Origin of the sequence: Microbacterium sp. NPDC090014, from assembly GCF_044748285.1 — a bacterium.
Taxonomy (GTDB): domain Bacteria; phylum Actinomycetota; class Actinomycetes; order Actinomycetales; family Microbacteriaceae; genus Microbacterium.
Genome location: NZ_JBIVFS010000001.1, coordinates 1,909,658 through 1,930,651 on the forward strand (window position 1 = coordinate 1,909,658; position 20,994 = coordinate 1,930,651).

The 20,994-nt window shown below is 67.9% G+C and carries 16 protein-coding genes; 5 read left to right on the forward strand and 11 right to left on the reverse strand.

Annotated elements, in window-relative coordinates; all coding sequences use genetic code 11:
- Window positions 1-35 precede the first annotated feature (35 nt).
- A complete protein-coding gene (locus ACIPV5_RS08995; RefSeq protein ID WP_400340803.1) occupies window positions 36-2,240 on the reverse strand; it encodes an alpha-galactosidase in 2,205 nt (734 codons plus the stop codon).
- A gap of 164 nt (window positions 2,241-2,404) precedes the next feature.
- Here ACIPV5_RS08995 and ACIPV5_RS09000 point away from each other — a divergent pair, with 164 nt between their 5' ends.
- From ACIPV5_RS09000 to ACIPV5_RS09010, 3 genes are all read left to right on the forward strand, one after another.
- Window positions 2,405-3,379, forward strand: coding sequence for an ABC transporter permease (locus ACIPV5_RS09000; protein ID WP_400340805.1), 975 nt, complete (start codon window positions 2,405-2,407; stop codon window positions 3,377-3,379).
- A complete protein-coding gene (locus ACIPV5_RS09005; RefSeq protein WP_400340808.1) occupies window positions 3,376-4,362 on the forward strand; it encodes a carbohydrate ABC transporter permease in 987 nt (328 codons plus the stop codon). Before ACIPV5_RS09000 ends, ACIPV5_RS09005 begins: the two co-directional genes overlap by 4 nt.
- A gap of 65 nt (window positions 4,363-4,427) precedes the next feature.
- A complete protein-coding gene (locus ACIPV5_RS09010; RefSeq protein ID WP_400340811.1) occupies window positions 4,428-6,056 on the forward strand; it encodes an extracellular solute-binding protein in 1,629 nt (542 codons plus the stop codon).
- Between the two features lie 131 nt (window positions 6,057-6,187).
- Here the strand turns inward: ACIPV5_RS09010 and ACIPV5_RS09015 are convergent, their stop codons facing one another.
- The 8 genes from ACIPV5_RS09015 to ACIPV5_RS09050 all read right to left on the reverse strand — a co-directional run bounded on the left by ACIPV5_RS09015 (window position 6,188) and on the right by ACIPV5_RS09050 (window position 16,017).
- Window positions 6,188-7,354 carry an ROK family transcriptional regulator gene (locus ACIPV5_RS09015; RefSeq protein ID WP_363522788.1) on the reverse strand — a complete coding sequence of 389 codons (1,167 nt, stop codon included), beginning with the start codon at window positions 7,352-7,354 and terminating at the stop codon, window positions 6,188-6,190.
- Entirely contained in the window at window positions 7,354-8,358 is a 1,005-nt protein-coding gene (locus ACIPV5_RS09020; protein WP_285363005.1) for an acetylxylan esterase, read from the reverse strand. Before ACIPV5_RS09020 ends, ACIPV5_RS09015 begins: the two co-directional genes overlap by 1 nt.
- Window positions 8,348-10,762: a glycosyl hydrolase family 95 catalytic domain-containing protein gene (locus ACIPV5_RS09025; RefSeq protein WP_400340814.1), complete on the reverse strand. Its 2,415-nt coding sequence runs from the start codon at window positions 10,760-10,762 to the stop codon at window positions 8,348-8,350. Before ACIPV5_RS09025 ends, ACIPV5_RS09020 begins: the two co-directional genes overlap by 11 nt.
- 98 nt (window positions 10,763-10,860) lie before the next feature.
- Window positions 10,861-11,838: a zinc-binding dehydrogenase gene (locus ACIPV5_RS09030; protein WP_400340816.1), complete on the reverse strand. Its 978-nt coding sequence runs from the start codon at window positions 11,836-11,838 to the stop codon at window positions 10,861-10,863.
- A gap of 44 nt (window positions 11,839-11,882) precedes the next feature.
- Window positions 11,883-12,305 (reverse strand): organic hydroperoxide resistance protein, encoded by a 423-nt coding sequence (locus ACIPV5_RS09035; RefSeq protein ID WP_053095718.1) that lies wholly within the window; start codon window positions 12,303-12,305, stop codon window positions 11,883-11,885.
- 25 nt (window positions 12,306-12,330) lie between these two features.
- The gene (locus tag ACIPV5_RS09040) at window positions 12,331-12,759 is read right to left on the reverse strand and encodes a MarR family winged helix-turn-helix transcriptional regulator (protein ID WP_056278348.1); all 429 of its coding nucleotides are present in this window, start codon (window positions 12,757-12,759) and stop codon (window positions 12,331-12,333) included.
- Window positions 12,760-12,849: 90 nt separating this feature from the next.
- Complete coding sequence (locus ACIPV5_RS09045) at window positions 12,850-15,192, reverse strand: arylsulfatase (protein WP_400340819.1); 2,343 nt, start codon at window positions 15,190-15,192, stop codon at window positions 12,850-12,852.
- A 111-nt stretch (window positions 15,193-15,303) separates the two neighbouring features.
- Complete coding sequence (locus tag ACIPV5_RS09050; protein WP_072591087.1) at window positions 15,304-16,017, reverse strand: GAP family protein; 714 nt, start codon at window positions 16,015-16,017, stop codon at window positions 15,304-15,306.
- 314 nt (window positions 16,018-16,331) lie between these two features.
- On the opposite strand from ACIPV5_RS09050, the gene ACIPV5_RS09055 reads away from it, so the two are divergent.
- The gene (locus ACIPV5_RS09055; RefSeq protein WP_400340821.1) at window positions 16,332-18,782 is read left to right on the forward strand and encodes a LuxR C-terminal-related transcriptional regulator; all 2,451 of its coding nucleotides are present in this window, start codon (window positions 16,332-16,334) and stop codon (window positions 18,780-18,782) included.
- 31 nt (window positions 18,783-18,813) lie between these two features.
- Here the strand turns inward: ACIPV5_RS09055 and ACIPV5_RS09060 are convergent, their stop codons facing one another.
- Entirely contained in the window at window positions 18,814-19,236 is a 423-nt protein-coding gene (locus ACIPV5_RS09060) for a DUF6325 family protein (protein ID WP_400340822.1), read from the reverse strand.
- 26 nt (window positions 19,237-19,262) lie between these two features.
- Complete coding sequence (locus tag ACIPV5_RS09065; RefSeq protein ID WP_053095723.1) at window positions 19,263-19,649, reverse strand: SHOCT domain-containing protein; 387 nt, start codon at window positions 19,647-19,649, stop codon at window positions 19,263-19,265.
- Between the two features lie 131 nt (window positions 19,650-19,780).
- Here ACIPV5_RS09065 and ACIPV5_RS09070 point away from each other — a divergent pair, with 131 nt between their 5' ends.
- A complete protein-coding gene (locus ACIPV5_RS09070) occupies window positions 19,781-20,911 on the forward strand; it encodes an AI-2E family transporter (RefSeq protein WP_400340824.1) in 1,131 nt (376 codons plus the stop codon).
- The last annotated feature ends 83 nt before the right edge of the window (window positions 20,912-20,994 follow it).

Below are 20,994 nucleotides of genomic sequence, written 5' to 3' on the forward strand. Positions count from 1 at the left end.
CTGCTCTGTCGGGGGATGGGAAGGAGGAGTGACCGTCAGCCGTCTGCGCGCCTGATCTCGATGAGCATCGCCTGCTGCGGATTGAGCGTCGGCAGGGGTACGCCGGCGGTGACGAGGACGGACCCCGGCATCTCGACCGGGGCGGCGACGGCGGCCGTCACCCACTCGGGGTCTCCGCCGTGTCTGCTCGACGCGCCGAGGTCCTCGCGGATCCGGACGGTGTACGGCGCAGCGGCATCCAGTCCGGGAAAACGCACCCGACCGGACTGGCCCGATGCCGATGTCGTGAACCGGCTCCAGGTGAACAGCGCTTCGGATGCGTCTCGGGCCACGATTCCCGAAAGTGATGTCGCGGGATCCGCGAGGTCCGCGTTGACGACGCGACCGCTGTGCAGCAGGTCGCGGAATTCGCGGTACATCGCGGTCCAGCGGGCGATCGCCGCCAGCTCGCCGTCGTCGACGACGGTGAGGTCCTGCTCGATGCCGGCGTGCGCGGTCAGCGACGTCGCCAGACGGAACGACAGATCGGTGGTGCGGGCGGTGGTGTGCGATCGCGCGGAGCCGAGGTGGGAGCCGATGAGTTCGGGAGGCACGAGGCTGCGCGTCCACCGCTCGATCTGGGCGCGTTCGACCGGATCGTTGCAGTCCGAGGCCCAGACACGATCGGTGCGGTCGAGGATCCCGAGGTCGATGCGTCCGCCGCCGCCCGAGCATGTCTCGATCTCGAGCCCCGGGTGCCGCGACCGCAGCTCGTCGAGCAGGCGGTAGAGCGCGGCCGTCTGCCGGTGCACGCTGGGCCTGTCCCCATCGCCGCCGCGACTGACCGCTTCGAGAAGATCGCGGTTGTGATCCCATTTCAGGTAATCGATCGAGTGCTCGCGCACAAGAGCGTCGAGACGCGCGAGAAGGTAGTCGTACGCCTCGGGGCGCGCGATGTCGAGAACGTGCTGCGACCGGGATTCCGGGCCGAGGCCCTCGGCCGGACCCAGTACCCAGTCCGGATGGGCGCGCGCGAGATCGGAGTCGAGATTGATCATCTCGGGCTCGAACCAGAGACCGAACTGCATCCCCTGAGCACGCACGACATCGACGAGGGGCCCGAGTCCGTCCGGCCACACCTCATCGTCGACGAACCAGTCGCCCAGGCCGGCATCCGCTTCGCGGCGTCCGCGGAACCAGCCGTCGTCGAGCACGATGCGCTCGACTCCCACCTCCGCCGCACGCTCGATCAGCGCGGTGAGGCGCTCGAGGTCGTGGTCGAAGTAGACCGCCTCCCAGGTGTTGAGCACCAGGGGTCGCGGCGAGCACGGATGCGTCGGACGCGCGCGCAGGCGCCGGTGGAGTCGGTCGCTGATCGCGTCGAGTCCGCTGTCGGACCAGAGGAACAGCGCGGTCGGTGCGTCGTAGCGGTCGCCGTCTTCGAGGATGATCTCGCCCGGGTGGAGCTCCTCACCGGCTCCGATGACCGAACTGAACACGCCAGCGCCCTCGGGAAGGCGCTCGGCGAGGTACTGCTGTTCACCGCTCCACGCGAGGTGCACGGCCCAGATCTCTCCGTGCCGGAAGCCGAATCCGGCGGTTCCGGCCGCGAGCAGGAAGGGCGAGTCGTGTCCCGGCTTGCCGCGGTGCGCGGCGCGACGGTGGGTGCCGAAGCCGAAGGGCGAACGCTGCGGGGAGCGCTCACGGCACCACTTCCCGGTGAAGTCGAGGATCTCGGTCGCGCGCTCGGGGAGCGGAAGCAGCGACAGCACGGCGCCCACCGTGTAGGGGGTCCGACCGATGCGCGGACTGAGGGCGGCGTCGCGTGCGAGGGACGTGTCGACCGCGAGAACTCCGTGCGGGTCGAGGTGATATGCGAGTTCGGTGCGGATGCCGCTGATCGTGTCGTCGAACCGGAGGACGATGCGCCCGCCGACGCCGTCGGACGGGATCTCGACATCGTGTCCCACGAGTCGAGGTCGGGGGGTCGTGGCGCGTCCGCTCGCGTGACCGGAGAGAGCTGCGGTTCCCGACCAGCCCTCGTACTCGGTGGGCAGTGCGGAGAAGGCACGCGGGATGTCGGGGGAGTTGTTCAGCTGGGCGGGCCCGGCGGTGAGGGCGAGCGACGAGACGGCTGCGGGATCGAGGTCTCCGAGATCCGCGCCCCAGTGCAGCACACGGGGGATCGGGTCGGATATCTGGACGATGAAGGCGGCACCAGCGGCGCGGAGTGCGACGACGGTGTCTGCACGGGAAGTCATGGGATGAGACCCTCCGATGGTTACTTGACAACGTCAATAAATCACGTTTGAGATGGACGTGCAAGCGATCCCTCGAAATAGCCGACCGGAAATCGAGCGTTTACTTTTTCGGCTCGGCGTGATTTTATTACGACGTAAAGTAATCCTGCCCTGGGAGGGCGATCATGAAGCTCAGTGCTGAGCACGCACCACCGGTCGAGATCTCGCCGCCGAGTCCTCGACGCACCGACGCACGTTCGCGATTCGTCCGCAGCCTGCGCCGCTACTGGCAGCTGTACCTGCTGCTGCTCCTGCCCGTCATCTGGTTCATCGTGTTCCGATACGTGCCGATGGCCAACGCGGTCATCGCGTTCAAGAACTACAACCCCATCGACGGCGTGTGGGGGAGTCCCTGGGTGGGATTCGACAACTTCACCGCACTCTTCCGCAACCCGGTGTTCCCCAAGCTCATCGGCAACACGTTCATCCTCGCGGTCTACACCCTCATCGCGAGCTTCCCGCTGCCGATCATCCTCGCGATCCTGCTCAACGAGGTCCGACTGCGGTTCTTCACCCGCACGGTCCAGCTCGTCACGTACGCGCCGTACTTCATCTCCACCGTCGTGATCGTGTCTATGACGATCCTGCTGCTGTCTCCACGCGTGGGCATCCTGGGCCGGACGCTGAGCTTCTTCGGGGGAGGTCAGGTCGATCTGCTGGCGAGCGCCGACTTCTTCCGGCACATCTATGTGGCGACCGACATCTGGACGACCACCGGGTACTCCGCGGTCATCTACCTCGCCGCCCTCGCGTCCGTGGACACCTCCCTCTACGAGGCCGCCAAGATCGACGGCGCATCACGGCTGCAGAAGATCTGGTACGTCGACCTGCCGTCCCTGCTGCCGACAGCGACGATCATCCTGATCCTCGGGGTCGGCAACATCATGGCGATCGGGTTCGAGAAGGCGTTCCTCCTGCAGAACGCGCTGAACCTCTCGACGTCGGAGATCATCCCGACGTACGTCTACAAGACAGGCATCCTGAACGCCAACTTCAGCCTCGGAGCCACCATCGGACTCTTCAACGCCGTCATCAGCCTCGTGCTCCTGCTCGTCGTCAACGGCATATCCAAGCGAGTGACAGGAAGTGGGCTGTGGTGAGCACCGTGATCAGAGAGCAGCCCCTGCTCACCGAGGAGATCGTCGTCGGATCGGGCTCAGGGCGCGGCGGCCGCCGCCGACGGGACCCCCTGGCCTCCGGGGTGAAGGTGAAGGAGACCAGAGCGGATCGCGTCTTCGTGATCGCCGCCTACCTGCTGTTGACGGTCTTCCTGCTCGTCGTGCTCCTGCCGCTGCTGAACATCGTCGCCAGCTCGTTCTCCAGCCCTCAGGCGGTGTCATCCGGCCGGGTGCTGTTCTGGCCCGTCGACTTCACCCTCCGTGGGTACACCGAAGCTCTCAACAACCCCGCGATCCTCCGCGGATTCGGCAACTCTGTGTTCTACACCGTGGTCGGCACGATCATCAGCGTCGCCGGCACGGTCGCCATCGCGTATCCGCTGTCCCGGGCGAACCTGTTCGGGCGCAAGACCCTCACCGGCGGCGTCGTCTTCACGATGCTGTTCTCCGGCGGAGTGATCCCGATGTACATCGTCGTCCAGTCGCTCGGCCTGCTCGACACCCGATGGTCGATGCTCCTCCCGAACGCGATCGGCGTCTGGCAGGTGATCATCGCGATGGTCTACTTCCGCTCGTCGATCCCCGACGAGGTCTACGAGGCGGCACAGCTCGACGGTGCGAGCGAACTCCGCATCCTCTGGACCATCGTGCTGCCGCTCGCCAAGCCGCTGCTCGCGGTCATCGCGCTGATGTACGCGATCATGCAGTGGAACTCGTACTTCGACGCGCTGCTCTATCTGCGCGACGCCGACCTGCAGCCGCTGCAGCTCGTGCTGCGAGGCATCCTCATCCTCAACGACGGCGGAGGCGGTGGCGACCTGGCCGCCCAGCTCGAACGTCGAGAGCTCGCCGACCTGCTCAAGTACTCGACCGTCATCATCGCCACCGTGCCGATGCTGATCGTGTACCCGTTCGTCGCGAAGCACTTCAGCAAGGGGATCATGGTCGGCGCCGTCAAGGGCTGACCACTCCTCTCACAGACCCACCACACACACCCGCACACCTGAACCGGTCAAAGGAGATTCCGGCAATGACACACCGCATCACACGAGGCGCGATCGCGGCGGTCACCGTCGTCGCGACGGGACTGGCGCTCGCCGCCTGCACCCCGGCGAGCGACGACAACGGCCAGCTCGTCGCATTCGGCCCGCAGGGCGAGAACGGCTCGCTCAAGGACAATCTGTTCACCCAAGAGGTCGAGAAGAAGTTCGACATCGACTTCGACTGGCAGACCACGACCTACGACGGCAGCGTCGCGGGGGAGAAGCGACAGATCTCGCTCGCCAGCGGCGACTACCCCGACGCGTACTTCCTCGTGCCGTGGGTCGACGGATTCTCGCGCAATGAGATCCTCAAGTACGGGCAGCAGGGGGTGCTCGTGCCCCTCGAAGACCTCATCGACGAATACGCCCCCAACCTCGCCGAGCGATTCGAGGAGAAGCCCGATTGGAAGCAGTCGGTCACCGCGCCTGACGGCCACATCTACGCGATCACCCAGTGGAGCGAGTGCTTCCACTGCAGCTACCCGTCGAAGCTCTGGATGAACACGACCTGGCTCGACGCCCTGGGACTCGAGCAGCCGACCACCACCGAGGAGCTGCGCACGGTGCTGCGCGCCTTCAAGGACGGCGACCCGAACGGCAACGGCGCCGCCGACGAGGTGCCGCTGAGCGGCTCGGCGTCGGAGCCGATCATCAACTATCTGATGAACGCCTTCACCTATGCCCCGGTCGGCGGACCCTCGAGCCCGCCGCCTCTCGTGCTCGACGGCGATGAGGTCGCGCTCAACGCCACCTCGGACAGCTGGCGGGCGGGGCTGGAGTACATCACGTCGCTGGCGCAGGAAGGGCTGCTCGACACCGGGGCGTTCACGCAGAACGGCGACGCCCTCAAGGCGCTCGGAGACAGCGGGGACGCGCAGATCCTCGGCTCCGCCGTCACGCTGCACCCGTACGTGTTCGTCTCGGCGGACTCTCCTGACGGACGTGACAAGAACTACGACGCGGTCGCGCCGGTCGCGGGTCCGGACGGCACTCAGCTCGCCACGTGGCGGTCGCCGGTGAATCCGGTGGGCACGTTCGCGCTGACCAACAAGTCGACCGAGGACGAGCGCATCGAGGCCATCAAGCTGCTCGACTACCTCGCGACGGACGAGGGCCAGATCCGCGCGTCGATGGGACCGGAGGGGGAGGCGTGGGTGCCCGCGGTCGACGGCGACCTCGCGCTCGACCCCGAGCTCGAGCCGACATTCCGTCCCATCACGTATGACGAGACCTCCAACGCCGCGTGGCGTTCGATGTCGCAGTACTGGGACTCGCTGGAGTTCCGCAACGCCCAGGTCGTGCCGGAGGACATCTACACGCCCGACGGATACGAGCGACGTCTGCTCTACGCGACGCAGGAGTACGAGCCCTTCCAGCCCGACGAGAGCGTGATCTTCCCGATCGAGAAGTTGTGGCCCGACCTCGAGACCTCGGCCGAGCTCGCGGAGCTGCAGACGAACATCGCCACCTACATCACGCAGGCCCAGGCGGAGTTCGTCACGGGGCAGCGCGACATCACGGACGACGGCGCGTGGGACGCGTACGTCGCCGACATCGAGGGCCTCGGGCTCGCACGCTACCTGGAGCTGCTGCAGACCGCGTACGACGCACTCTGATCGACACGGGATGCGCGGGACGGATCATCCGTCCCGCGCATCTCTGCATTGCGGACCGTGGCGGGCTGGGCGCGAGAAGGGGACGGATGCCGATGGCATCCGTCCCCTTCTCTTCCGCTCGTCCCGAGCGGTCAGCGCACGAGCGACTGGATGGCGGCGGCGGATGCGCCTCGCGCCCAGTCCTCGAAGGTGTGCGGACGGGTCAGGATGCGGCAGCGCGCCGCAGCGCCGAACGCGTGCGCCTCGAACGCGTCGTGCAGGGTCTTCTCGAACAGGTCGAAGTCCGAGACGCCCTCGCCGCCGATGATGACGACCTCGGGACCGGTGAGGTTCACGAGGGTGGCGATGGCCGTGCCGATGAGGCGGGCCGCTTCGCGGAATGCGGCGTCGGCGTCGGCGTCTCCGGCGTGGGCGAGAGCCACGGCTTCATCGATCGCGACCGGCCGGCCGAGGGCACCGGAGACCGCCGCCTCGATCGCTCCGGTCGAGGCGGCGGCCTCGACGCAGCCGCGACGCCCGCACGGGCAGACGAGTGCCGGATCGGCGAGCGGCAGGTGCCCGATCTCGCCCGCGACACCGAACGCCCCGCTCACGACCTCTCCGTTGAGGTGCAGTCCGCTGCCGATCCCGCGTCCGATGGTGACGATCGCGAACGAGGCGGTGCCGAGCCCGACACCGAACCAGTGCTCTCCGATCGTCAGCGCGTGCACGTCGTTCTCGAGCGTGACGGGCCAGGGGAGGCGCTCCTGGAGCAGGTCGCCGAGCGGCACGTCCGCCCACCCCATGATGTTCGACTCGCGCACGATCCCGGTGATGCTGTCGACGTCACCCGACACCGACACTCCGACTCCCGCGATGGCCGACGCGCTCTCTCCGAGCTCGGCCGCGAGCGCGGCGACGACGTCGGAGATGGCGTCGATGACGGTGTGGGGATCATCGGAGGGAAGCGCACGACGGGTGCTGGCGAGCACGGTCGTGGCGAGATCTGTGGCGACGGCGATGATCTCGTCGACGTTGACCTTGACGCCGATCATGACCATCGACTCGAGGACGATGGAGACGGGGCTCACCGGGCGTCCGGGGGTGCCGTCGCGATGCGAGGCGGGCGGCGCGTCGACGAGGCCGGCCGCGACGAGCGGGGCCACCGCTTTCGTGACGGCGGCTTGGGAGAGCCCCGTCTGGCGGGCGATGTCGATCCGGCTGATGGGACTGCGCGTCAGGATCGTCTCGAAGACCCGCGATCCCGCGTCGGACGCCGAGCGGATCAGGGTGGTTCGCGCTGCGGTGTCGTGGTCCATCAGGTCCTTCGTGTCGTGTCGGCTATCGTAGCGAATCCGCCGTGAGGCGGTCGGCTGTGCAGGCCCAGGTGCTCGGCCGCGAACTCCAGGGCGTTCTCCTCGTCGAGGTCTCCGCCGGCCTCGTGCCCGTTGTACGGCCACAGGACCACGGTCTTCTGGCCGCCGTACGCGGCGAATGCGGGCAGCACGGTCTCGGGCGGCGCGATGCCGTCGAGGAGTCCCGTGCTCAGCAGAGCCGGGGCCGTCGCACGCTTCGCGTGGTTGATCCCGTCGAAATATCGGAGCGTCTCGAGAGCCGCTGCGGCGTCGCCGCGCCGATCCGCGAAGTACTGGGTGAGCAAGGTGTACGGGTGCTCGGTGCTCAGCGTGGCGGCCCGGTCGAGTTCGCAGAGGAAAGGTGCCTGCACGATCGCGACGGCGAGGTCGGGGACCAGGCCGGCGATCGCCAGCGCGATCCCGCCCCCCTGGCTCGCGCCCACCGCGCCCACGCGATCCGCGTCGACGACGTCGACGGCACGCAGCGCGTCGACGGCTCGCACGGCATCCGCATACACCCTGCGGTAGTAGTACTCCTGAGGCGAGCGGATGCCGCGGGTGAGGAATCCGCCGGCGGACGGACCGCCGTCGGCATGATCGTCATCGGTGTCGCCGTGTCCCTGTCCCCGCGCGTCCACCACCAGGTGCGCGTAGCCCGCGGCAGCCCATCGCAGATCGCGCAGGGCATGACCTCGGCCGTTGCCGTAGCCGAAGAACTGCACGAGCCCGGGGAGGGGCTCCGCGGCACCGTGCGGCACGCGCAGCCAGGCATGGATCGGTGTTCCGCCGTACCCGCGGAACGACACGTCGTACACGTCTATCTGAGTGAGACGCGTGGGCATCGGGGTCACGGAGAGGTCGAGCGGAAAGCTCCGAGTGCGAGCGATCGTGTCCGCCCAGAAGGCATCGAAGTCATCAGGCTCGGTCTGCGTGGTGGGGGCGACGACATCACGCACCTCACCGCGCACGGGACTCCTCCTGGTCGGCCGACGCGGAGAAGAGAAGATCATGATCGGCGAAATCGATCCGAGCGCCCGTCGGCACAGCGATGATCGCCTCCCGCTCGCCGTTCGAGACGGAGACCTCCCTGTCGCGCTCGCCGGGGTTGCGGAGAGCACCCGAGATCACCCGCCCGTCCGCCCAGGCGAGGTCGAGCACGAGGCCAGGTCGCACGGCGATGCCCTGGACGTCTCCGTGGGTCCAGGATGCGGGGAGCGCGGGAAGCAGACGCACTGTGCCGCCGTGGCTCTGCACGAGCATCTCGGTGATCGCGGCGGGGAATCCGAGGTTGCCGTCGATCTGGAAGGGCGGATGCGTGCTGAGGAGGTTGGGGAGCAGGCCTCCCCACTCCGAGCCGTCGACGGGCCCGTGCCGCGTGGCGTCGCCGTCGAACGGCGTCAGCGCCTCCTCGAGCAGCGATGCGGCGATGTCGCCCTGCCGTGCCCTGGCGCGCAGTGCCACCTTCCACGCCCACGACCAGCCCATGGCTCCCGGCCCGCGTGCGTCGATGAGCGCCACAGACGCGTCGAACAGCTCCGGAGTCCGCTCGGGCGTCACCTGGTCGAGCGGGAAGAGTCCGACCACGGGGGAGAGGTGCCGATGCAGCGGTTCATGCTCGTCGACCTCTTCGGACCATTCGAGCAGTCGGCCGTCGGAGCCGACACGCAACGGAGCGAGGGCTGCCAGCGCCTCGCGCACCTCGGCTTCCAGTGCGTCGTCGATGCCGAGTCGGCGGATCGCGACGAGCGCGCGCTCGAAGAGCGAGCCGATGAGGCTGAGATCCGACGTCGCGGTCAGGCCGAGCGGCGTCGGCAGACCGTCGGCGGCCACATAGGAGTTCTCGGGGGCCGTCGACGGCGAGGTGTGCAGGTGCCCGTCGGGGCCCGGAGTCAGCCAGTCGAGGCAGAACTCCACCGCGCCCCGCATCAGCGGCCAGATGCGAGCGCGGAGCAGCTCATCGTCGCCACCGAACTCGTACGCGTCCCAGAGATTATGGGTGAGCCAGACTCCGCCCATCATCCAGATCGCCCAGCTCGCCGCCCCGTGCCCGTCGCCGACCGGCAGGCTCCACCCCCAGACGTCGCTGTTGTGATGGGCGACCCATCCGCGCGTTCCGTACAGCTCCCTGGCGGTGTCGGAGCCGGTGCGGGCGAGGCGCTCGACGAGGGAGATCAACGGCTCGAGGACATCAGGATCGAGCAGCATCGGCGCCGCCCAGTAGTTCATCTCGGTGTTGATATTGATCGTGTAGTTCGAGGACCAGGCCGGTTGCAGCTGGTCGTTCCAGATCCCCTGCAGGTTGGCCGCAGGGCTGCCGGCACGAGAGCTCGACGCGAGGAGGTACATCCCGAATTCGGCGGCGATCGTCGCACGGAGCAGGGGGTCGGAGCCGCGGAGAACGTCGCGATCGACGCTCCACTCGCCCTCACGCCGACTGCCGATCGCGAATCGCGCCCGAGTCATGCGGCGCCGGTCGGCGACGTGCTCGGCGAGGAGAGACGAGGCGTCGCGCTGAGCCGCGGCCTCCGCCCTCTCTCGTGCGCGATCCCGGATCGCCTCGCGTGAGGTGATCCGCCAGTCCCCGTCGGCGTCGGCCCACCACGACCCGGCGCGCGACGAAGTGGACAGGGCGATCAGCAGGCGGCGGGCATGGCGGACGACGATGCGATCGTCGTGGCGACCCACCTCGCCATCCGAGTCGAGGGAGACGGCGACGGCCGCGTAGGCGTCGAACTCGGCATCGTCGTCGGCGTAGCGCAGGGGGTCGACGGAGTCCTCGTGCAGCGGGGCGCCGTCGATCGGAACCTGCACATCCAGCACGAGCTCGTCGGCGACGCGACCGCGGAGCGGGGTGGACAGCTCGATGGTGGTCTCGAACTCGTGGTCCGAGGTGAGCTCGATGATCAGGGCGCGAGCCGGAGCCGAGACCCAGGACCGTCGCGTCACGCGGCCGGCGGGGGTGCGCAGTGACTCGACGAGGGTCGCCCTGTCGAGATCGAGGATGCGAGCGGGGACGGTCTCATCCGATCGAGCGTCCGCCACGCGCACGAGCAGATCGGCGAGAGGGAGGAACTCCTGCGAGTAGGGGCCCTCGAACGCCATCAGCAGCTCCTCCGCCCGGCGCACGTCGGCGGCAGCGAGGGCCTCACGGACGGCCGCGAGCCGTTCGGGACCGGCACCCCCGTCACGCACCTTCTGCAATGCGCGCGCGGGGCCGTCGGGCGTTCCCGACCAGATCGTCGAGTCGTTCAGCTGATAGTGGCCGTCGGAGCCGCCGAACGCCATCGCGCCGATGCGGCCGTTGCCGAGGGGCGTCGCCTCCTCCCAGCGGGTGGCGGGGGCGTCCCAGGTGAGGCGCAGGGTGTCGGTCATCGCACTCCGGTGTGTTCGATCGATCTCGATGTCACCGTCAGCGTAGGCGGCATTAATTGCCGCTGTCAAGTAATCCGACCGCCCTGCGCCTGACCAGGTCAGAACTGCAGGAGAACCTTGCCCACCCGGCCCGCGGTGTTGCTCGCGCGGACGGCCTCGGCGGCATCCGCCGCATCGAAGACGCCGGCGACGGGCAGGGTCAGCGTGCCGTCGCTGACGCGCTGGATCAGTTCGCCGAACAGGGCGCCGCGCGTGCCGGCATCCATGGTCTGGATCACCTTGCTGCCCCAGAAGCCCTTGACGGTCGCCTGCTTGAAGATGACGTCGCCCGAGGCGATCTCCATCGTGGGGGAGTTCATGGCACCGAACGCGACGAGAGTGCCACCCTCGGCGAGGAGCGACAGGACGTCGCCGGCCGACGAGCCGCCTACCGAGTCGATGCCGAAGGCGACGTGCGCGCCACCGGTGATCGCGGCGACCTGCTCGCGCCAGTCGTCCGCATCCGTGGAGACCACGTTCTCGATGCCCTGCTCGCGCAGTTCATCGACCCCGGCCGAGCGCCGGACGAGCCCGATGACGTTGATGCCACGAGCGGCGCCGAGCTGTGCCAGCATGCGACCGACCGCGCCGTTCGCCGCGTTCTGGACGATCCAGTCGCCCTTCTCGGCGCCCAGGAAGTGCAGCAGGCTGATGGTGCTGAACGGCATCGACACGAGCTGCGCGGCGCTCTCGTCGCTGAGCGACTCCGGCACGGGGATGAGGCCCGCGGCGTTCGCGACGACGTACTCCGCCCAGGCGCCGAAGGTGCCGCCCGTCGCGACGCGCTGACCGACGGAGAGATCGTCGACACCCTCGCCGAGAGCATCCACGATTCCCAGAGCCTCGGTGCCCGATGCTGCCGGGAGCTCCGGCTTGAAGCCGTAGGTGCCGCGGATCGTCCACAGGTCGTGGTTGTGGATGGGGGAGAGGACGATCTTCAGTCGGACCTGGCCGGGGCCGGGCTCCGGCGTCGGACGCTCGGTGACGGTGAGGACCTCTTCGGGTTCGCCGAAGGTCTCGTGGGTGAGGGCGCGCATGATGTTCTCCTTGTGGGATCGGTCGTGGTGGAGGTCGAGCGGGATCAGTCGTCGGAGACGGTGATCGCGACGTCGATGTTGCCGCGCGTCGCGTTGGAGTACGGGCAGACCTGGTGGGCGGCGTCTGCGAGCGCCTGAGCCTGCTCGTGCGGAAGGTCGGGGATGACGACCTCGAGCTGCACGGCGAGGCCGAATCCGCCCTCGCCGTTCGACCCGATCTGCACGCGGGCCCCGACCGACGAATCGGTGATCTTCACCTTCTGCGCACGCGCGACGGTCTGCAGCGCGGAGTGGAAGCAGGCGGCGTACCCGGCCGCGAACAGCTGCTCGGGGTTGGCGCCGTCGCCGCTGCCGCCCATCTCCTTCGGGATGGCGAGGTCGAGGTCGAGTCGGCCCTCGCCTGTGGTGACGCGGCCGTTTCGTCCGGCTCCGGTGGCGAGTGCTTCGGCGGTGTAGAGAGCGTCCATCGTGTGGACTCCTTCCGGGTTGGGGTCAGTCGGCGAGCTGCAGGCGTGCGGTGAGCTCCTGCAGCTCGGTGATCAGGCGGTGACGCTGGTCGTCGTCCTGCATTCCGGCGAGGGCGGCGATCTTGGTGTGAACCGGAGCGACTTCAGTGCGCAGAGCCATGCCGGTGTCGGTCAGTCGCACGGTGACGACGCGCTCATCGGCCGTGCTGCGGGCCCGCGCGACGTAGCCCGCCTGCTCGAGGCGGCGGACCAGGGGGGAGAGGGTGCCGGAGTCGAGCTGCATGGCGTCGCCCAGCGAGCCGATCGTCTGCTCGCCCTCCATCCAGAGGATCGCGAGCACGAGGTACTGCGGGTAGGTCAGACCCCACGGGGCCAAGAGGGCACGGTACGCCTGCGTCGTCGCTCGGGCGGCGGAGTACAGCGAGAAGCACACCATCTCATCGGTCACGGCCATACCTCGAGTATTGCACGCGATTAAATTGTGCACAACCTATCTGCGAGAGACTGCGCACCCGGGATGCCGAGATCCCGGGTGCGCGCTCCGTCAATCCCTGGCCATCGCCGCGGCCAGATGCGCCTCCAGGTCGAGGTAGGCGTCATCAGCGATGTCGAACACCACCTGCGCGATCTCTCCTCCGGTGAAGTCGAACCCGTAGCCGTACAGAGACGAGACGGGGTCGGCGCTGTCACGGCCGATCGTCAGTCCCTCGCCGCAGAGCGAGAAGTGTCCCAACACGGTCCGGATCCTCTTCTCGCCGACCTGCTGCTCGTCGATGTACAGCTTCACCGGACCGACGCCCTCGCGGTGCTCGCCCATGCCCTCCTTGGTGAACTCCACGCCGATGATGTGTCTGCCGGAGGTCGGCGCAGGAGCGGAGACGCGATCCTCCGGCGGGATCCCGAGGAAGTTGTAGAGGTAATGCACCTCGCCGTCCTTCACGACGAGCGCATGGCCGCCGAACCGTGAGCCGTGGGCGAAGATGACGCCCTCGGTCTCGGGCGTGAACTCGATCTCGGCCGCGATCTTGTACGACACGTTGTGCGTGTTCGCCGCAGAGCGCTCCGGCACCTCGGTCGTGCCCGGGTAGTACACGAAACGTCCGGACGGCGGGGCCGGCTGGTGGAACTCCATCGCGACGAAGGTCTCGAAGTCCTTCGGGTTGCCGATGATCTGCAGGTCGTTCAGGGGCAGCACATCGTTGGCCTTCGCCTCTTCCATCCAGAGCGCCTTGAGCTCCTCGAGACGATCCGGGTGCTCGGCCGCCAGGTTCACGGCCTCCGCCCGGTCGACATCCGTGTGGTAAAGCTCCCACTCGTCGTTCTCGAACCCGCTCGTGCCGGCCATGGGGCCATGCACGGCGACGGCCTTCCAGCCGTCGTGCCAGATGCCGCGCTGGCCGAGCATCTCGTAGTACTGCGTGTGCTTCTCGGTCGGCCCGTCGGCGGCCGCATCGAAGGAATAGGTCATCGAGACCCCCGCGAGCGGCGTCTGCTCGACGCCGTTGTACACGTCGGGGAACTGCACCCCGCACGCCTCCAGAATGGTCGGCACGATGTCAGTCGAGTGGTGGTACTGATGCCGCACCTCGCCACGCGCCCGCATTCCGGCGGGCCAGTGAATCACCAGAGGGTCGCAGACACCGCCCTGATAGGTGTAACGCTTGAACATCTTGTAGGGCGTCGAGAAGGCGGCCGCCCAGCCGGTGGGGTAATGGTTGTACGTCTCCGGAGAGCCGAGCTTGTCGACCATCCGCAGGTTCTCCGCCTCGTCGTCGGGGTAGCCGCCGAAGATCTTGCCCTCGTTGACCGATCCGTTGGGGCTGCCTTCACCGGACGCCCCGTTGTCGGCGCAGTACAGGATCAGCGTGTTGTCGAGTTGACCGGAATCCTCGAGATAGTCCACGATGCGTCCGATCTGCGAATCGGTGTACTCGCTGAACCCCGCGTAGACCTCGGCCATCCGCGAGAACATCGCCTTCTCCTCGTCATTCAGCGTGTCCCAGGGCCGCACCTCGTCGGTGGGGTTGAACGTGCCGTCCGGCATCGGATTGAACGCGGTGAGCTCGGTGTCCTCCGGCAGGATGCCGCGTTCGATCATCCGGGCGAGCACCCATTCGCGATATGCGTCGTAGCCGTCGTCGAAGGCGCCCTTGTACTTGTCGATGTACTCCTGCGGGGCGTGATGGGGAGCGTGGTTGGCACCCGGGCAGAACCAGAGGTACCACGGCTTGTCGGGCTCGGTCTGCTTGACGTCTCGGATCATCGTCAGCGCCTGATCGGCGAGGTCCTTCGACAGGTGGTAGCCCTGCTCCGGCAGATAGGGCTGATCGATGTAATGGTTGTCCTCCGCGAGCGAGGGATACCAGTTGTTCGTCTCGCCGCCGATGAAGCCGTAGAAGCGGTCGTAGCCCTGCGCCAGCGGCCAGTGCTTCTTCGACGCCCCCGCGGTCCACTCGTCGATCGGGACGTTGTGGTTCTTGCCCACCCAGAAAGTCGCCCAGCCCGCGTCGCGGAGGACATGTGCCATGGTCGCGTTCGACTCGGGGATGTGCGAGTTGTAGCCCGGGAATCCGGTCGACGACTCCGAGATGGTGGCGAAGCCGTTCTGGTGGTGGTTCCGGCCCGTGAGAAAGGTCGAACGCGTGGGTGAGCAGAGTGCGGTCGTGTGCCACTGCGAGTACGTCAGACCGTTCTTCGCCAGCCGATCCATGGTCGGCATGTTGATCCTGCCTCCGTAGGGGGACCACGCGGCCATACCGGTGTCGTCGTAGAGCACCACCAACACGTTCGGCGCCCCCTGTGGCGGCGGCGAGGCGAGGAAGGCGTCCCAGTCCGCCTGCGAATCGCGGACGTCGAGCTCGATCTTCCCTTGGAATTCACGGACCATCTCTGCCTCCTTCGTCTCTCGGGAACGCGGTGTGCCCGAGCAGTGCAGCCGGCCGATCCGAAGCGGATCGGGGCGAGTCATGGTGCGTCATGACGCAACGAATTCGTTCGCTCATAGGAGCCCTGAGATGCCCTTCTGCAGCTGGAGGGCGCCGATCACGAGCAGCAGAGCGGCGTTCATCACGTGGGTGTTTCCGGCGACCCACCGTCGGGCGGAGTCGAGCAGCGGCTGCGAGCGCTCGCCTCGGATCGCGACGTAGAACACCGGCACCGCGATGGGCAACGTCCCGACGACCACGAACGCCAGGGCGACCCAGACCGCGTCGTCGCCGACCTGCGCGAGCGAGATGTCGAGCGCTGCGATGATGGCGCAGGACGCGTCGACGGGGTTCAGCACGAAGAGCGCCAGCCCGAGGAATCCGGTGCGCACGGGGCGGAACGTCTCGACGGCATGCAGCCACCCCGGCAGCTGCGGAGCGGCCGCGACCACCTGCTGCGGCGAGGATGCGGCGGCCATCTGACGGATGCGCGCAGAGCCCTTGCGGTAGACCCAGACGGCGGCGCCCGCGAGGAACAGTCCGATCACCAGACGGAGGATCGGCACCCAGAGCGGCGGTTCGCGAAGCCCGTGCACCTCGAAGACGCCGAAGAGCCAGAGAGCCAGCGCCAGAAGGCCGGCGAGCCCCACGACCCACCCGATCAGGAACGCGATGCCGTTCGCACTCGCTCGTCGGGAGAGCAGCACGGCCACCAGAGCCATGATCGCCAAGGGGCTCAGGACGACTCCGAGCGCGACGGGGATGAGTGTGACCAGCAACTCACCCATGATCGGCCCCATCCGTCATCGTGAACCTCCCCGCGCACGGTCCGGCGCGCTGATCTCAGAGTGCACCGAGGACGGCGCGGATGGCGTGTCCCTCACCCGATGCGGGTGAGGGCTCGCGGAACGGCGTCGTCGGTGACGTGGCGACGTGGAACCGCTCCCACTGGCTGTGATCGTCAGGGAGACTCGCTCTTGTCCGATATACCGCCCGTCGCTAGGTTGAGGGCATGGCCTCCCCCACGCGCCTGTCTCGTCCTGTACCCGCTGTGCGCTTCCGCCCTCCGGAACGACAACCGGGAGGCGTGCGGCGAGCGCGAGTGAACGATGCGCTGGTCGAGGCGGCGAGCGGACGGCATCTCAGCGTCGTCAGCGCTCCGAGCGGATACGGCAAGACGACGGCGGTCGCCGAATGGGCATCCGGCGCCGACGAACTCGCCTGGCTCGCCCTGACTCCGTCGGATGCCGAAGCCGGTGTACTCGCCCAGGGAGTGGTCGATGCGCTGATCGTCGGCGGAGAGAGAGCGGGACGTTCCCTCGCCCTGACACGCGGTCTCGTCGACCCGATGCGTGCCTACGCCGAGATCTGCGAGGGCCTCGACACGGTCGACGACATCGTGCATCTCGTCATCGACGATGCGCAGCGCGCCGGTGAGCACTGGAGAGACGGACTTCTCGGACTGCTGGCCGAACAGCCGCCGGACAATCTCCACCTCATGCTCGTGGGAACGACCCTTCTGGACATCACGCTGTCGCGGGAGCATCTGATGGACCCCGGCGCCTTCGTCGGATCCGACACCCTGCGCTTCACGCGGTCCGAGATCGAGCGGATCGAGGGCGTCGGCGCTTCTGGACTGGATGCGGAGACGATCCTGCGTGAGACGCACGGATGGCCGATCGCCGTGAAGCTCGTGGCCATCGGCGGGGCGCGCCCCTCATCCGACGCCGCGACGGCATCCGCGTTCCTCGGAGACTATGTGCGCGACCACGTGCTCAGCGTGCTGCCTGACGAGACCAGAGAGTTCGTGCTCGATGCCGCCATCTGCCATGAGCTCACGCCAGACCTCGCGAGCGCTGTGACCGGGCGAGCTGATGCGGCGTCGCTGCTCGACGACTGCGTGAGGCTCGGGCTCTTCCTCGACCGGTTCGAGGCGCCGCACGGCGTCGTCTACCGCTGGCATGGCTCCTTCGCCCGGCAGTGCATCGAGATCGCTCGCAAGGATCCCGAGCGCAGTGCCGAGCGTCACAGACGCGTGGCGCAGTTCTGCGAGGTCACCGATCCGCTGATGTCGGTCGCGCACTCGCTGCGGGCGAACGATCTGACGCAAGCCAGAGTCACCTTCATGCGCCACTGGATGCGTCTGGTCATGGGAGCGTGTGCTGCCGAGGTCGAGCGCCTCGCGACGGTACTGCTGGGCTATCTTCCGGACGACGCCGAGGTCTTCGCCGTCCGGGCTTGCGCGACGGATGTGCTCGGAGAGCATCACCTCGCGCGCGAGCTGCTCGATCGCGCCGAGGCCGCGCACCGGCGGGCAGGGGGAGGATGCTCGACGACCCTCGCGATCGCACAGCTGTTCGTCGCCGATGATCGTGAGCACGCGATGTCTGCCGGTTCCACGTTGCGCTCGCTGCTCGCCAGCTCGAAAGACCTCGCGGTCGACCGCGCCGCGGTCAACTACCTCATCGGATGGTCGGAGATCCGCCATCCCACCAACCCCACGCTCCCGGCCGAGTACTTCGGCGCCGCAGCCCGAGAGATCGAGGGCTCGGGCGAGGTGGGGCTGTGGAAGCGGGCGCTCGGCCACCTCGCATTCGGCCAGACCTGGGAGGGGCGGTTCACGGATGCGGAGAGAACCCTCGCGGAGATCCAGGCTCCCGGCACCGCGCTGTCGGCCGCGATCGGCTATGCCGGCGGCAGCACCTCAGCAGCAGCCGGGCTGGTCGCCTACTGGGCGGGTGAGACCGACGATGCGGTGCGGCACTTCGAGACGGTGCTTCTGACCAGCGGGCATGACCCGTCATTCACGGCGGTCGCACGGATGATGCTGGCTTACGCGGCCGCAGAGGGAGGCGACGCCGCAGCATGCCGACGGGCTGCGATCGGCGTCCAGGACATCCCCCTCGAACTGCTCCACGGCGTCTCGTGGCCCGTGTTCCGCGAGTCGGCCATCGCACTCCTGGAGGAGGCCGTCGGAAACGAGGAGCGAGCCCTGCGGATCGCTCGCCGACACCTGGCGATCCCCGACCTCCCCCTCATCGGCGTCGCGCTCGCCGGGGTGCTCCGCCGGGGTGGAGACTACGCCGCAGCGTTGGAGATGCTGCGATCGATGCGCATCTTCGCGGAGGTCTCGTACGTCAAGTCGTCGACGCTGATCACGGCCGCGGTCATGCGCCGTCACGTGGGCGATCACGACAAGGCGCACGACCTGTGCGAGGCGGCGATCGCGGTCGCGTCGGGCGAGAACGTGCGTCTACCGTTCGGGCGCCGGGAGACGGCTGTCCGGCGACTCCTCAGCGAGCACGTGCACCATGGCTCCGAATTCGAGGACTTCATCGGCCGATGCCTGGCATCGGATGCGGCGAGTCCCGTGACCGGCTCGTTGTCCGACCGTGAGAGAGACGTCTTCCGGCAGCTGCAGACCTCTCGCACCCTCCCGGAGATCGCGAGCGAGCTGGGCCTGTCCATCAACACGGTGAAGACCCATCAGCGGTCGATCTATCGCAAGCTGGCGGTGTCGTCGCGGCGGGAGGCCGTGCGGACCACGCTGTGAGGCGCAGGTCCCGCACGCGGGTGATCACACCTCAGGTGCGGCGACGGGCGCGCTCCCAGACGGCGTTGGCCGTCGCCGCGCACACGGAATAGGTTCCGATGAGCGGGTGGCCGAGACGGGCGAGGTCGGAGGAGAGCTGTGCGAACCACATCGGCTCCACGAGAACCACGGCTGCCCAGGCGCCGACAGGGAGCTCCATCGCGATGCGCCGGGCGTCGTCGCTGCCGACCAGGCCTGCGATCTGCAGTGACAGGCCGGCGAGCGAGAACTCCGCTTCGTCGATCTCGGTGAGGTCGTAGCCTCCTTCGCTCCGTCGATGCAGGAGGAAGAAGTCGAGCAGCTGCACCGTGCTGCTCTCGACCTGGCGCAGCAGCGACTCGAGCAGTGCAGGACTGGGACGGTCGGACCCGATCCTCACGACGAGGATCTGCACATCCCCGAGTTCGCGAGGCATCTGTCCGCCCGCCCCAGTCTCGGCTGTCAGGCCAGGGCCCGAGCCTTGATGGAGGCGAACTCCGCCTCGGTGATCGTTCCGGAGGCCAGGAGCTTGGCCGCCTTGTCGATCTCGTCGCTCGGGCTGCTGCCGGCGACGCTGCGGATGTAGCTGTCGGCCGCGTGCTGCTGCGCCTGCATGGACGAGACGTTGCGCTCTGCCATGCCGGGGCCGCGGGCGATCAGGTACACCAGTGCGGTGAGGAAGGGCACGAAGACCAGGAAGATGATCCACAGCGCTTTGAGCCATCCGTTCAGCGCATGGTCACGGAACAGGTCGGCGACGATGTTGAAGAGCACCATCAGGTAGGAGATGAATACGAAAGCCCAGAAGAACCACCAGATGATGGCCCAGAAGCTATCCCATATGGACATTGCAGACTCCTCTCGTTGAGTTTCTGTCTGTGGTGATAGTGGCACCGAGCATCATCGAAATCGCCGCCCCCTCACCCGGAGCGGGCGAGCGGCCGCCCGGACCCGTCCGGACGCCTCGATACAGTCCTCGTGTGGATGTGACCGACCCGCAGGATCCCGTGGCCGCGCCGACGACTCCGTCGCGGTGGGGTCGTCTGCAGCGAGTGCTCCCGGCGCATCCGCTGCGCTCGGGTTTCGCGGTCGCCCTCGGAGTGCTTCTCGCGATGGCGCTCGCCGCCACCATCGCGGGCATCTCCACCGTGCTGATGTCGATCTTCCTCGGCGTCTTCCTCGCCCTCGGGCTCGATCCGGCGGTGCGGGCGCTGGAACGCCGCGGCGTGCGCCGCCCCATCGGCGTCGCGATCGTCGCGGTCGCTTTCCTGCTGCTCGTCGTCGCGATCCTGCTCGTCGTCGTTCCGGCCATCGTGCGTCAGCTCGCAGCGGTGGTCGTCGGCGCGCCCGAGACGATCGAGTCGATGCAGCAGAGCCAGTGGTACCTCGATCTCGAACGCAACCTCGGCGTCGACCTCTCGGCAGTGGTCGCGGAGGGGGTGCAGTCGCTCACGACCCTGTCATCGTTCCTGACGATCTCGGGCGGGGTCCTGAAAGCGGGATTCGGAGTGGTCGGGGCGGTGTCGAGCTTCGTGATGGTCTCGGTGCTGACGCTCTATTTCGTCGCGTCGCTGGAGAGCATCAAGCAGTCAGCCGCTCGGCTCGTCCCCGCCTATCGGCGAGCGAGCTTCTCACGACTGCTCGACGAGGTGACGTCGTCGGTGGGCGGGGTGGTCGCCGGGGGAGTCACGCTGTCGTCCATCAATGCCGCCGTGGTGCTCGTCCTCCAGCTGCTCGTGGGGTCGCCCGCGCCGGCGGTGCTGGCGATCGCCGCGTTCTTCGTCACCCTCGTGCCGATGATCGGGTCACTGGTCTTTCTCGTGATCGGCGGCATCGCCACGCTGTTCGTCAGCCCGACGGCTGCGCTGATCTTCGTCATCGCGTACTTCGCCTACATCCAGATCGAGGCCTACGTCGTCACGCCGCGGGTGATGGGTCGCGCTGCCGCCGTGCCGAGCGTGCTCGTGATCATCGGCGCGATGATCGGCGCCACGCTTCTCGGTCTGCTCGGGGCGCTCGTCGCGATCCCTATCACCGCATCGATCCTGATCGTCATCCGCCAGGTGTGGATCCCGCGCCAGGACAGCGAGACGACGCCGCCGATCGAGTGACCGGCGTCCTTCACCCGCTTCGGGTGAGCGGCGGCGTCTCCGCTGACGCACGGATGTCAGCATGGGCACATCGTCCCGCATCG

Bases quoted from the DNA above. Each gene is read 5' to 3' on its own strand.
- ACIPV5_RS09045 (WP_400340819.1), bottom strand. From the start codon at position 15,192: ATGGTCCGTGAATTCCAAGGGAAGATCGAGCTCGACGTCCGCGATTCG.
- ACIPV5_RS09060 (WP_400340822.1), bottom strand. From the start codon at position 19,236: ATGCCTCGCGAACTCGGGGATGTGCAGATCCTCGTCGTGAGGATCGGG.
- ACIPV5_RS09040 (WP_056278348.1), bottom strand. From the start codon at position 12,759: ATGGCCGTGACCGATGAGATGGTGTGCTTCTCGCTGTACTCCGCCGCC.
- ACIPV5_RS09025 (WP_400340814.1), bottom strand. From the start codon at position 10,762: ATGACCGACACCCTGCGCCTCACCTGGGACGCCCCCGCCACCCGCTGG.
- ACIPV5_RS09065 (WP_053095723.1), bottom strand. From the start codon at position 19,649: ATGTCCATATGGGATAGCTTCTGGGCCATCATCTGGTGGTTCTTCTGG.
- ACIPV5_RS09000 (WP_400340805.1), top strand. From the start codon at position 2,405: ATGAAGCTCAGTGCTGAGCACGCACCACCGGTCGAGATCTCGCCGCCG.
- ACIPV5_RS09010 (WP_400340811.1), top strand. From the start codon at position 4,428: ATGACACACCGCATCACACGAGGCGCGATCGCGGCGGTCACCGTCGTC.
- ACIPV5_RS09030 (WP_400340816.1), bottom strand. From the start codon at position 11,838: ATGCGCGCCCTCACCCACGAGACCTTCGGCGAACCCGAAGAGGTCCTC.
- ACIPV5_RS09050 (WP_072591087.1), bottom strand. From the start codon at position 16,017: ATGGGTGAGTTGCTGGTCACACTCATCCCCGTCGCGCTCGGAGTCGTC.
- ACIPV5_RS09035 (WP_053095718.1), bottom strand. From the start codon at position 12,305: ATGGACGCTCTCTACACCGCCGAAGCACTCGCCACCGGAGCCGGACGA.
- ACIPV5_RS09015 (WP_363522788.1), bottom strand. From the start codon at position 7,354: ATGGACCACGACACCGCAGCGCGAACCACCCTGATCCGCTCGGCGTCC.
- ACIPV5_RS08995 (WP_400340803.1), bottom strand. From the start codon at position 2,240: ATGACTTCCCGTGCAGACACCGTCGTCGCACTCCGCGCCGCTGGTGCC.